At 60.0% G+C, this 12,191-nt stretch carries 13 protein-coding genes; 5 read left to right on the top strand and 8 right to left on the bottom strand.

The features are described 5' to 3' along the window. Positions 1–215: 215 nt before the first annotated feature. From KGB27_RS14985 to KGB27_RS14995, 3 genes are read left to right on the top strand one after another with little or no spacing between them, the layout of a single operon-like run. Positions 216–1,031, top strand: a complete 816-nt coding sequence (locus KGB27_RS14985; protein WP_223555165.1) for an HDOD domain-containing protein — start codon at positions 216–218, stop codon at positions 1,029–1,031. Between the two features lie 29 nt (positions 1,032–1,060). Then, on the top strand, positions 1,061–1,873 hold the full coding sequence (mutM, locus tag KGB27_RS14990) for a bifunctional DNA-formamidopyrimidine glycosylase/DNA-(apurinic or apyrimidinic site) lyase (RefSeq protein WP_223555124.1): 813 nt from the start codon (positions 1,061–1,063) through the stop codon (positions 1,871–1,873). Positions 1,874–1,926: 53 nt separating this feature from the next. Beyond that, positions 1,927–2,250 carry a multidrug transporter gene (locus KGB27_RS14995; protein WP_223555126.1) on the top strand — a complete coding sequence of 108 codons (324 nt, stop codon included), beginning with the start codon at positions 1,927–1,929 and terminating at the stop codon, positions 2,248–2,250. Positions 2,251–2,352: 102 nt separating this feature from the next. Here the strand turns inward: KGB27_RS14995 and KGB27_RS15000 are convergent, their stop codons facing one another. The 5 genes from KGB27_RS15000 to KGB27_RS15020 form a co-directional block, all read right to left on the bottom strand. Next, the gene (locus tag KGB27_RS15000; RefSeq protein ID WP_003195146.1) at positions 2,353–2,604 is read right to left on the bottom strand and encodes a YfhL family 4Fe-4S dicluster ferredoxin; all 252 of its coding nucleotides are present in this window, start codon (positions 2,602–2,604) and stop codon (positions 2,353–2,355) included. Positions 2,605–2,791: 187 nt separating this feature from the next. Next, a complete protein-coding gene (gene coaD / locus KGB27_RS15005) occupies positions 2,792–3,271 on the bottom strand; it encodes a pantetheine-phosphate adenylyltransferase (RefSeq protein ID WP_003177462.1) in 480 nt (159 codons plus the stop codon). 115 nt (positions 3,272–3,386) lie between these two features. Next, a complete protein-coding gene (locus KGB27_RS15010; RefSeq protein ID WP_223555128.1) occupies positions 3,387–4,982 on the bottom strand; it encodes a GMC family oxidoreductase in 1,596 nt (531 codons plus the stop codon). Positions 4,983–5,115: 133 nt separating this feature from the next. Further along, the gene (locus KGB27_RS15015) at positions 5,116–5,661 is read right to left on the bottom strand and encodes a twin-arginine translocation pathway signal protein (RefSeq protein WP_192227538.1); all 546 of its coding nucleotides are present in this window, start codon (positions 5,659–5,661) and stop codon (positions 5,116–5,118) included. A gap of 28 nt (positions 5,662–5,689) precedes the next feature. Continuing rightward, positions 5,690–7,120 (bottom strand): coniferyl aldehyde dehydrogenase, encoded by a 1,431-nt coding sequence (locus KGB27_RS15020; protein WP_207284882.1) that lies wholly within the window; start codon positions 7,118–7,120, stop codon positions 5,690–5,692. 146 nt (positions 7,121–7,266) lie between these two features. Here KGB27_RS15020 and KGB27_RS15025 point away from each other — a divergent pair, with 146 nt between their 5' ends. Both KGB27_RS15025 and KGB27_RS15030 read left to right on the top strand, forming a co-directional pair. Next, complete coding sequence (locus KGB27_RS15025; protein ID WP_008026133.1) at positions 7,267–7,938, top strand: TetR/AcrR family transcriptional regulator; 672 nt, start codon at positions 7,267–7,269, stop codon at positions 7,936–7,938. A gap of 33 nt (positions 7,939–7,971) precedes the next feature. Next, entirely contained in the window at positions 7,972–8,826 is an 855-nt protein-coding gene (locus KGB27_RS15030) for a sulfurtransferase (protein WP_008026135.1), read from the top strand. A 93-nt stretch (positions 8,827–8,919) separates the two neighbouring features. On the opposite strand, the gene KGB27_RS15035 is transcribed toward KGB27_RS15030, so the two are convergent. The 3 genes from KGB27_RS15035 to KGB27_RS15045 form a co-directional block, all read right to left on the bottom strand. Next, on the bottom strand, positions 8,920–9,747 hold the full coding sequence (locus tag KGB27_RS15035; protein ID WP_223480254.1) for an AraC family transcriptional regulator: 828 nt from the start codon (positions 9,745–9,747) through the stop codon (positions 8,920–8,922). 4 nt (positions 9,748–9,751) lie between these two features. Next, positions 9,752–10,750 (bottom strand): hydrolase, encoded by a 999-nt coding sequence (locus KGB27_RS15040; RefSeq protein ID WP_008026140.1) that lies wholly within the window; start codon positions 10,748–10,750, stop codon positions 9,752–9,754. A gap of 186 nt (positions 10,751–10,936) precedes the next feature. After that, entirely contained in the window at positions 10,937–12,169 is a 1,233-nt protein-coding gene (locus tag KGB27_RS15045; RefSeq protein WP_223555130.1) for a M16 family metallopeptidase, read from the bottom strand. Between the last annotated feature and the right edge of the window lie 22 nt (positions 12,170–12,191).

Genomic DNA, 12,191 nt, shown 5'->3' on the forward strand with positions numbered 1-12,191 from the left:
CTCCTACAGGGGGACGCATTCCAAATGTAGGAGCGAGGCTTGCCCGCGAAGGCAATTTCAAATGCTCCACGGAAATGAAACTTTGGCCGATGTTGCCCGCCGGTGTGTCGGATCCAACTTTATAAAGGTTAGAATCGGCGCCTGTCCCAGAGTGTGTACTTATGTCCCAAGAGCTGACCACCGAACAGATCCAACAGTCCCTGCAAGGCATCAGCGTGCCGGCCCAGCCGCAGATCATGGTGGATCTGCAGATGGAGCAGTACATGCCCGACCCGGATCTGGAAGTGATCGCCAAGCTGATCTCCCAGGACCCGGGCCTCTCTGGTGCCCTCCTGAAAATCGTCAACTCGCCGTATTACGGCTTGAGCAACAAGATCGCCTCGATCCAGCGTGCAGTAAACCTGCTGGGCAGCCGTTCGATCATCAACCTGATCAACGCGCAGTCGATCAAGGGTGAAATGAACGATGACACCATCGTTACCCTGAATCGTTTCTGGGACACCGCTCAAGACGTGGCGATGACCTGCCTGACCCTGGCCAAGCGCATCGGCGTCCAGGCCGGCGATGAAGCGTACGCCCTGGGCCTGTTCCACGACTGCGGCGTGCCGCTGATGCTGCAGCGCTTCCCCGACTACATGACCACGCTGGAAGAAGCCTACGCCAGCGCCAGTGCCGAATGCCGCGTGGTGGACACAGAAAATCGGGTGTTCAATACCAACCATGCGGTGGTGGGTTATTACACGGCCAAATCCTGGCGCCTGCCGGAGCATGTGAGCACGGCGATCGCCAATCACCACAATGCGCTGGCGATTTTCAGCGATGAGTCCTCGCGCAATAGCCAGCTGAAAAACCTGTTGGCGATCCTGAAAATGGCCGAGCATATTTGTGCGTCCTACCGGGTACTGGGCAACCAGAGCGAGGACCGTGAATGGAACACCATCGCGCCGCTGGTGCTCGACTACGTGGGCCTCTCGGACTACGACTTCGAAACCCTCAAACAAACGATTCGCGACCTCGGCACTCACCGCTGAGTGCCGTCAGCACCTGACTCGAGAGCACCATGCCTGAACTGCCGGAAGTCGAAACCACCCGCCGCGGTATTGCGCCGTACCTGGAAGGCCAGCGCGTCAGCCGGGTGATCGTGCGTGACCGTCGCCTGCGCTGGCCGATCCCTGAAGACCTGGATGTGCGGCTCTCCGGCCAGCGTATCGTGCTGGTGGAACGGCGCGCCAAGTACCTGCTGATCAACGCCGAAGTCGGCACGCTGATCAGCCACTTGGGCATGTCGGGCAATCTGCGCCTGGTGGAAGTCGGCCTGCCGGCCGCCAAGCATGAGCATGTGGATATCGAGCTGGAATCGGGCCTGGCCCTGCGTTACACGGACCCGCGACGGTTCGGCGCGATGCTCTGGAGCCTCGATCCGCTCAACCATGAATTGCTGATTCGCCTGGGGCCGGAACCGTTGACCGACCTGTTCGACGGCGAGCGCTTGTTCCAGCAGTCTCGCGGGCGTTCGATGGCGGTCAAACCGTTCATCATGGACAACGCCGTGGTGGTCGGCGTGGGCAATATCTATGCGACCGAAGCGCTGTTTGCGGCCGGTATCGACCCGCGCCGCGAGGCCAAGAGCATTTCCCGGGCGCGCTATTTGAAATTGGCGATCGAGATCAAACGCATCCTGGCCGCTGCCATCGAGCGCGGCGGTACGACGTTGCGCGACTTTATCGGCGGCGACGGTCAGCCCGGTTATTTCCAGCAGGAATTGTTCGTGTACGGCCGTGGCAGTCAGTCGTGCAAGGTCTGCGGAACAGAACTGCGGGAAGTCAAACTCGGGCAGCGCGCCAGCGTCTTTTGCCCGCGCTGCCAGAGCTGATATTCCTGCGGTCTATAGTCAGTGTTCTCACTGCCTAGTCGAAGGACTGTGCCATGAACCTGTTCCGAACCCTTGCCGTGGTTTTGCTGCTGAGTGCCGGTGCACCAGTACTGGCAGCCAATACCGGCAGCGGTGACCCGCGCTACACCATCCAGAATCCCCCGGCGTACGCCATGCTCGGCGACTTGCTGATTGCCCGACCCTTGCTGGTCGTGGCAACGGTGATTGGCGCGGGGGCGTTTGTGGTGTCGTTGCCGTTTACCGCGCTGGGCGGCAATGTCGGCGACGCGGGACAGGCGTTGGTGGTCGACCCGGCGAAAGCGGCGTTCGTGAGGTGTCTGGGATGTATTGGGGAGGGGTTTGAGCAGCGGGAGTGAAGTCTAAAAGCTTCGCGGGCAAGCCTCGCTCCTACAAGGGTCGTGTAAATCCTGTAGGAGCGAGGCTTGCCCGCGAAGGCGTCCTCACAGACGCCTCATGGCTCACGCCTTACCGGTAATCTTCCGGTACTTCTCCATCAACTGCTCTTCAGTCTCCGGATGCGCTTCGTCCAGTGGAATGCAATCCACCGGGCACACTTGCTGGCACTGAGGTTCGTCGTAGTGGCCGACACACTGGGTGCACAGGTTCGGGTCGATCACGTAGATCTCTTCGCCCTGGGAAATGGCGGCGTTCGGGCACTCGGGTTCGCAGACGTCGCAGTTGATGCAATCGTCGGTGATGATCAGGGACATGCTAACTCCAGCCGGGGCGGCAGGCCCGGGCGCTAAAAACCAATGCGCAATTGTGCCGCATTGGAGAGCGCAGTGCACGCGGGCGCGACGTTCTGTAGGAGCCGGCTTGCTGGCGATAGCAACACCGCGGTCAGTCTGAGACACCGCAGCGGTCCTATCGCCAGCAAGCCGGCTCCTACAGTCGGTGTTATTTTTTAAATCGAAGTGTCAGGGCGTCCGCCACCGCAGGGTGGACGAACTTGGTGATATCGCCGCCCAACGCCGCGATTTCACGGACCAGCGTCGAGGAAATGAACGAATAGCGCTCGGACGGTGTAAGAAACAGGCTTTCCACATCCGGCGCCAACTGACGGTTCATGTTGGCCAGCTGAAATTCGTATTCGAAGTCCGAGACCGCGCGCAAACCACGCAGGAACACGTTGGCATTCTTCTCTTTGGCGAAATGCGCCAACAGCGTCGAAAAGCCGACGACTTCTACGTTCGGCAGATGTTTAGTGACCTCGCGGGCCAGCTCCACACGCTGTTCCAGGGGAAACAACGGGTTTTTCTTCGGGCTGGCGGCGACGGCGATGATCACATGATCGAACAGGCGCGCGGCGCGTTCGACCAGATCGCCATGGCCCTTGGTAATAGGGTCGAAGGTACCTGGGTACAACACTCGGTTCATCGCGTCGTCCTGGCGGGAGTCCGTTGGGGAGTCGGATGGTATCGCAGCCTTCCCGGTCGGCCAAGTCGCCTGTTGGGTAAGAAAGCACTATAGACGATAGGAATATTCGCTCTTTTCATGGGTTTTTCAAACGTTCGGCCAACGAAGTCGCCAGTTGCGCCGTCAGCCCGTAGACCGACAATTGCGGGTTTGCGCCAATGCTGGTGGGGAACAGCGAGCCGTCATGGATCGACAGGTTGCTGAGCTGATGGTGCCGACCGAGGCTGTCGGTCACGGCGTTTTTCGGGTCTTCGCCCATGGCGCAACCGCCCATCACATGGGCACTGCCCAAGCGTGTGCGATACAACTCAAGGCTCAGGCCGTCGATCAGCGTGCGCGCCTCGGCCAGGGTTTTCACATAGCGCGCATCGGCGTGCATCGGCATCACGGCGTTGGCGCCGCCGGCGAACTGGATCTCGGCCATGCTGTGGAAGGCGCGGCGCAGGCCGTCCCAGGCGTAGGGTGAAACCTGATAATCGAGCACGGGCGTGTTGTCGCCGCGCAATTCGACGCTGCCACCGGGGCTGTCCGGGTGAAAGCCATCGCGCAGCAACGCCAGCATGGCGTGGGTATGCGGCAGGTTTTCCATGTGTCGGGCGCTTTCCTGGCCAAAACCGCCGAGCAATGTGGCCGCCAGCGCCGGGTGCAGGGGCGGCACTTCGAGTTTGTAGGCCATCGGGCCGGTGGTGCCGTTCTGCCATTGAAAATGGTCGGAATAGATCGACTGCGGCGCGCCGTAGAACGGGTTTATCACCTCGTCGAACAGCCCGGCCGACATGTTCACTAAATGCAGGAAGGTGCGCTTGCCCAGACGTTTGTGCGGATCGGGCGCGTCGGAACGCAACAGCAACGCGGGACTGTTTATGCCGCCGCCGGCCAGCACGTAATGCCGCGCCTTGACCGTAATCGTCTTGCCCGTGGGCGCAACGCAACGATCATCCATCGCCACGCATTGCAGGCCGGTGACCTTGCCGTCCTTGATCATCAGTTTCTCGGCGCGGGCCAGGTAAAGCAGTTCGCCACCCTTTTCCAGGGTCGCCGGGATCGTCGTGACCATCATCGATTGCTTGGCGTTGGTCGGGCAGCCCATGCCGCAGTAGCCAAGGTTCCAGCAGCCGCGCACGTTGCGCGGGATCACGTGCCAACTGTAGCCGAGCTGCTCGCAGCCTTTGCGAATCACATCGTTGTTGGCGTTCGGCGGGACCATCCAGGGTGCGACGCCCAGACGTTGCTCCATTTTCTCGAACCAAGGCGCCATCTCGGCCGGGCTGTGGCCTTTGACGTTATGCTCCCGGGCCCAGTGTTCGAGCGTCGGCTCCGGCGTGCGGAAACTCGAGGTCCAGTTGATCAGCGTGGTGCCGCCCACTGCGCGGCCCTGAAGGATGGTGATCGCGCCGTCCTTGCTCATGCGGCCGATGCCTTCCTGATAGAGGCTGGTGTAGGCCTGGTCTTCAAGCATCTTGAAGTCGCTGCTGGTCTTGAGCGGACCTTCTTCGATCAACAGCACCTTGTAGCCGGCGGCGCTGAGGATTTCAGCGGTGGTGCCGCCGCCCGCGCCGCTGCCGATGATCGCCACGTCCGCTTCGAGGGCCAGGTCCTGGGTCAGTTGCGAGCCGTTGTGGGTTTTCCAGCCACGGGCCATGCCTTCGCGGAACGGATCGGGTACGGGCATATTCGGGTTCTCTTGTTTTTATATTGAGAAATGTGTCGTTCATCAGGCCGCCTTCGTGGGCAAGCCTCGCTCCTACAGGGGGCGCGCGATCCCTGTAGGAGCGAGGCTTGCCCGCGAAGGGGCCAACTCGGTCTCAAACCGTAGGCGGCCCGGGATACCCACAATGCGCCCACGACTCAGCCCGGCTGTACCACGCCATCATCACCAGTTGCAGCAACGAGCTATGCCCCATGCGCAACAGACTCAACGAGCTGTTTTCCCAGCGATCAAGAAAGTGCCGGATCTCATCGGCACTGGCGTTTTCCCAACTGCCCCAGATCCCGGTCAGCGGCCCACGAGTCACGGCCATCCCCAGCACATCGAACAACTGCTGAGTGAGCTTGAGCATTTCCGGCGACAGGTGATTCAGGCCGTTATCCAGGCAGTGCAGGGTCTGGTCGAGTGCCATCGGCATTTTCCCGGCGACCACGGCGCCATCGAGCATCACCGGAATCAGTGCCCGCAAAAACAACAGATCGCCGCTGCGCAGGATCGCGAAACCGCTGGCCGGGATGCTCGACGAACACCCGCTGAGGCTCGCGCCGAGTCCGGCGGTGGCAAGAAACGCGCTCGCGCCAAGGCTGAATTTAAGCAGGCCGCGCCGTGACAGCGCGGGTGTATCGGACAGGCTAGGGCTCATTATTGTTATTACCCGGCGGTGAAGGTCGTTAGCGGATAAACAGCTTCTGGATCAGTTTCTGAATGGTTTTTCCGTACGGCGGGTAGATCAGTTTCGCCGCGTTGAAACGCTGTTTGATCAGCACACCTTTGGCCTTGCTGAAGGTCAGGAAACCTTCGTGGCCGTGGTAATGGCCCATGCCCGAGGGGCCGATGCCACCGAAGGGCATGTCGTCCTGCGCGACGTGCAGCAACGTGTCGTTCAGGCACACGCCTCCGGAATGGGTCTCGTGCAGGACGCGGTTTTGTTCGCGCTTGTCGTAGCCGAAGTAATACAGCGCCAGCGGACGAGGTCGCTGGTTGATGTAGGCAAACGCTTCATCCAGATCCTTGTACGGAACGATCGGCAGCAGCGGACCGAAGATTTCGTCCTGCATCACCATCATCTCGTCGGTGACGTTCAGCAGCAGGCTATGGCTCATGCGCCGGCCCTGGCCCTGGTCGAACAGCGGAATCAGCAGCGCGCCCTTGCTGGTGGCGTCGCTGATGTAGCCGTTGAGCCGGGCCAGTTGTCGGTCATTGATGATCGCGGTGTAGTCCGGGTTGTCAGCCAGTGTCGGATAAAACCCGCGAACCGCCTGACGGTAGGCTTCGACGAAAGAACCCACGCGGTCTTCCGGGACCATTACGTAGTCCGGGGCGACGCAGGTTTGCCCGGCGTTGAGCGTCTTGCCGAACGCAATGCGTTCAGCGGCGTCCTTCAACGGCACATCACGAGAGACAATGGCCGGGGACTTGCCGCCCAGTTCCAGCGTTACCGGCGTCAGGTTCTCGGCCGCCGCGCGCATCACGTGTTTGCCGATGCTGGTGGCGCCGGTGAACAGCAGGTGATCGAAGCGCAGGCGGGAGAACGCCACGCCGATATCGGCCTCGCCGAGCACCACGCAAACCAGGTCTTCGGGGAAGATCCGGCCCAGCAATTCCTTGAGCAGCAGACCGGTGGCGGGGGTCGATTCGCTGAGTTTGAGCATCACCCGATTGCCCGCCGACAACGCGCCAACCAAAGGGCCGATGGCCAGAAACAGCGGGTAGTTCCACGGCACGATCACCCCGACCACGCCCAGCGGCTGGTAAACGACTTTCGCCGAGGCCGGCTGAAAGGCCACGCCGACCTTGCGTCGCGAGGGTTTCATCCAGCCTTTGAGGTGCTGACTGGCATAGTGAATGCCGTGCAGGCTGGGCATCAGTTCGGCGAGCAGGGTTTCATCGGCGCTGCGGTGGCTGAAGTCCTGGCTGATCGCATCGATCAGGGCCTGACGTTCATTGCTCAACAAATCGCGCAGGGCTTTGAGCCATTGAAGTCGCTGGGCGGCGGGCGGCATCGGGTTGGCGGCATAGGCTGCGCGCAGGTCGTCGAAGCGGTTTTGAAGTTCCTCCAGAGGCTGCTGCAGCTTCTGCAGGTAGGCGATGTCAGCAGTCATGGTCGGCTCCGGATTTATTGTAGTGAAGAACTTTTTAGAGTCTATGCTCTAGAAAGTCAAATGAGATCCTGACATCGCGTTGTTTTATCCGCTCGCGGTTAGGTCGTAAGATGCCCCTCAACGCACTCTGAATTAAAGCTCAAGCCATGGCCCCTCGGATCAAAACCAGCGAGCGCATCGTGCAGAACAGCCTGGAGCTGTTCAACCAGCAGGGTGAGCGCAGCATCAGCACCAACCACATTGCTGCCCACATGGACATTTCTCCGGGCAACCTCTACTACCACTTCCCCAACAAGCAGGCGATCATCGCCGTGCTGTTCAGTGAGTACGAAAGCCTGGTGGACAGCTTCCTGCGCCCGCCCCAGGGGCGCGCCGCGACGGTTGAAGACAAGCGCTTCTACCTTCAGGAGTTGCTGGCGGCGATGTGGCGCTACCGGTTTTTACATCGTGATCTCGAGCACTTGCTCGACAGCGATCCGGAACTCGCCGCCCGTTATCGGCGCTTTTCCCAGCGCTGCCTGATCTATGGCACGCACATCTACGCGGGATTCGTCGAGGCCGGCATCCTGTCCATGGATAAGGTGCAGATTGAATCCCTGACGCTCAATGCGTGGATCATCCTCACGTCCTGGGTGCGTTTCCTGTGCACCACGCGGGAAAATTCCAATCACCTGAGCGAGCAAGCGATCAAGCGCGGCGTGTATCAGGTGCTGGTGCTGGAGGCCGGTTTTGTCACCGATCAGTCTCGCGATGCGGTGAACGCGCTGTACGAGGAGTTTTACGTGCCGCTGGCCCAGGCGCTGGAAGAAGTGCAGTAGGATTCAAAATCGACCATCTCACAGGAGCCCGTTATGCCCATTGCGCAACTGATCAGCCCGCAAGCACTGGACCTGAAAAAGGACCAGCCGGGGTTGGTGATTCTTGATTGTCGTTTTGCCCTCGAAGACCCGGACTACGGCCAGCGCAGCTATGCCGAAGGGCACATCGCCGGGTCGAGCTTCGCCGATCTTGAGCGTGATTTGAGCGGAGCGGTGGTCAAGGGCGTGACCGGGCGCCATCCGTTGCCGCAACCTGCGGACTTGATCGAACGCCTGCAAGCCTGGGGCATCAATGCCGACAGCGATGTGGTTTTGTATGACGACGGCCCCGGTGCCTACGCGGCGCGGGCGTGGTGGTTGCTGGCCTGGCTGGGCAAGCGTGACGGCGTGTTTATCCTCGATGGCGGGCTCAAGGCCTGGCACGCGGCGGGTTTGCCCTTGAGCCTTGATGCGCCCGGTATTGAACGTGGCACCTTCGCGGGAACGCCGGACAATACGTTGCTGTTGAACGCCGAACAGCTTCAGCACCGTCTCGGCCAGCCCGATTTGACCTTGCTCGATGCCCGCGCCTTGCCGCGCTTCAAGGGTGAAGTGGAGCCGATCGACCCGATTGCCGGGCACATTCCCGGCGCGCAATGTGCGGCATTCACCGACAACCTGGGCAGCGACGGGCGTTTTCTGCCGGCCGATCAGCTCAAGCAGCGCTTTGCCGCGAAACTCGGTCAACGTTCGCCGACCGATCTGGTGGCGTATTGCGGTTCCGGCGTGACGGCGTGCCATAACCTGTTCGCCTTGTGCCTCGCGGGATATCCCTTGGGTTCATTGTATGCCGGTTCGTGGAGCGAATGGATCAACGACCCCGCGCGTGGAATCGCCACCGGCGAATAAACACAAATCCCTGTAGGAGCCGGCTTGCCGGCGATAAGGACGCCACGGTGTTTCAGACAGACCGCGTTGCCCCAATCGCCAGCAAGCTGGCTCCTACAGAAGTGCTCTGCGATACGCCCCCGGCCCCACCCCGTAAACCTGCTTGAACTGTCGACTCAGATGACTCTGGTCGGCAAACCCCAGTTGTGTCGCCACTTCCAACGGCAAACAGCCGCCCTGCAACAACGCCCGCGCCCGAGCGATGCGCTGCTGCATCAACCAGGTGTGCGGTGGCATGCCGGTGGCGCTACGGAATACCCGGGCGAAATGAAAGGGCGACAGATTGACCGCTGCCGCGAGTTCTTCCAGCGACGGCGGCGCCGCCAATTGCGCTTGCAGCAGTTCCTTGGCCTGCGTCACCGCCCGGTGTTCCTTGCCGGGTTTGCCGGCATCCGGAACGGCGGCGTGACGTTGCAGCAGCGACAACATCAACTCTCGCCAGGCAGTCTGCTGTTGCAGGGCGGTGGAGGGCGTTTCAAGCAAACGATGCAGTTGGCAGAAGCCCTTCACCAGATCCGGATCGCGATACAGCGTGGCGCCAAATGCCGGCAGGTTATGGGTCGGCAGTTCCAGCTCATCGAGCAGCGACAGAATCTGCCCGCTGTCGGGATAAAACGCCCGGTACAACCAACCGTCTTCCGTGCCTTTGTGGCCGGTGTGCAACTCGTCAGGGTTGATCAAAACAAGCGTGCCGCTGCCCGCCAGGTGTTCGGCGCCGCGATAGCGGTAACGTTGGGCGCCGGCCATGATCATGCCGATCACGTAACCGTCATGCACGTGCGGGGCAAAACGGTGTTCGATGTAGCGTGCGGACAACAACTCGACCCCGGCCAAAGGCGCCGTTTGCCAGAAACGGATCGACTCGCCCTGATCGATGTCCATCGGTTTACCCGCGACCTGCAGCGGCCAGCCATTGCGGGATGCGCCGTTCCAGGTAGTAACCCGGCTGCCGGAACGAGCCATCGACGAAGCCGACATGCCCACCCTTGGCTTGCAGTTCGAATTGAGTGCTGGCGGACAGTTCCTCGGCCTGCGGCAGGCTGTGAGGAAATACGAACGGGTCGTCGGCGGCCTGAATGATCAGCGTCGGCGTGCGGATTTCGCCCAGAAAGTAGCGGCTAGAGGCGCGGCGATAGTAATCCTGCGCATCGGTGAAGCCGTGCAGCGGCGCGGTGACCCGGCCATCGAAATCCCAGAACGTGCGCATGTTTTCCAGCGAACCCAGCGCGGCCAATTCCGCCAGGCCATCCTCGCGCCCGTCATGCTGGAACTGCCGCTGCTTGTTCTTGATGTAGGCGACCATCTCGCGCATGAAGTGCGCCTGATACACCTTCGAAAAACCCTGGCCGATACGATCGGCGCACTGATCGAGCCGAAACGGCACCGACACCGCTACAGCACCGAGCACGCCGCTGTCGCTGCCGGTCTCGCCCAAGTGTTTGAGCAAAACATTGCCGCCGAGGGAATAACCGACCGCATACAGCGGCGCGAGTGGCCGCTTGGCCCGCAGGTGCTTGATGGTTTCGGCCAAATCTTCACTGGCGCCGGAATGGTAGCTGCGCGGCAACAGATTCGGTTCACCCGAGCAGCCGCGCCAGTTCAGCGCGACGCTGGCCCAGCCTTGGTCGCCCAAGGCTTTTTGCACGCCGGCCACGTAAGGCGAATTGGAAGAGCCGGTCAGGCCATGCAGCACCAGCACCAGCGGTGCATCGGCGCTGTGTGGGCCGTGCCAGTCCAGGTCAAGAAAGTCGCCATCTTCGAGCCATAAGCGTTCGCGTTCGCGCTCGATGTGCGTGGTTTTGCGCCAAAGCGGTCCCCACAAGGTCTGCAAGTGCGGGTTGCCGAGGCCAAAGGCAGGGGTGAAGCGTTCTGACGGAAAAGACACGATTGCTCTCGATGCAGCGGTGCGCAACCTGTGCGCACCTTTTCAGGCCGGTCGGTTAACCGGCGATCTCTGCCATACGTTGCCACAACGAGTAGTGCATCTGCCCGAATTTCTATCGGTGCTGCCTCACCTCAAGCAGGCAATGGCTAATCTATCCGATGATGTCGCCAACCGATCCGGAGCTTTTTACTGTTCCATGGGGAAAATATAACCAACTGTGGCACGCTCACGGATCAGGTAGGTCTGGGCGGCTTTCTGGATATCATCCGGGGTGACACTCTCCAGTTGCGCGATCTCAAGATCTATCAATTCCCACGGCAATCCGTTTGCAACTAAAAGTCCAATAATTACCGACTGTTCAGAGAGTGTGTCGTTGATGTTTTTTTGTTCATTGCTGGCGTTTTCGATTGCTGCCACAAGTTCGGCCTGGGAGAACGGCGTGCGCTTAACGTCCTCCAACAACGCCCAGAAATGAGCTTCCGCTTCGCCTGGATCTCCCTCGAAATGAAAAGCAAGGCTTAGGCGGGTATCACCCCGATTGAATCGAGGCATGTTAGAGGCGGGTGGAGAAAGATGTGCCCCCGTGAACGCCGGGTCGAGGTGAGCGGAACTCAGTACTTGCAACGCCCTGAGGGAATGCGGTTCGGTTGTGGTCACTAAACTCGGTACGTTGAAGATGATCAACATCAGGGGGCGTTTAGTATCCAGGTGCTGTGTTATTTGGCGATATCCGGGTTCTGACGGCCCAAGGATAAAGGGACGGTCTGGTACATCGCTTTGGGCAATGTCCCCGAAATAGTGCTCGGCAAGGCGTTTGACCTCGTCTGGTTCGACGTCTCCCGCCACAACCAGAACTGCATTGTTTGGCCCATACCAGGTTTTTTGCCAATGCCGGATTTTTTCCAGGTTTAAACGTTCAAGGCTTGCGGTCATACCCTCGGGTGACTGGTAGTAGCTCGACCCTGTTTCTATTAATGCTTCCAGTTCCGGGCTGAATAAAGTGGCTGAAATGAACGAAGACTTTTCTTTGCTTTTGAGAATACTGTCATCCCAGTGACGACGGAATACTTCGTCTGATGGCTCTTTTTTCATCACCGTGGACTGGAGTACAAAAGCCGTTTCAAGTTGTCCACGCGGCATCTGTAGCTCAATGCAAGTGCTGTCTTGTGCAGCGTAGTTAAAGTAGTCGCCGCCCACTTCCTCCACAAGGCTATGGTCATAGTCATCGACAAGTGCATTCATAACGATAGAGCTAATATCTTGCTCATCAGGATGCTCATAGCTGGACCCGACTTTGTAGAGTAGCGTCGAGTAGAATTCGGCTTTGCGATGATCTTCGCGCACGATAACCCTCAAGCCATTATCAAGCGTGAAATCATGAGTCGGGCGGGATGGGGTTTCTTTGGTTGATGCATTCATCCGTCAACAATCCTTTGCGTCC

Origin of the sequence: Pseudomonas sp. BF-R-01, assembly GCF_019946615.1 — a bacterium.
Lineage (GTDB): Bacteria > Pseudomonadota > Gammaproteobacteria > Pseudomonadales > Pseudomonadaceae > Aquipseudomonas > Aquipseudomonas migulae.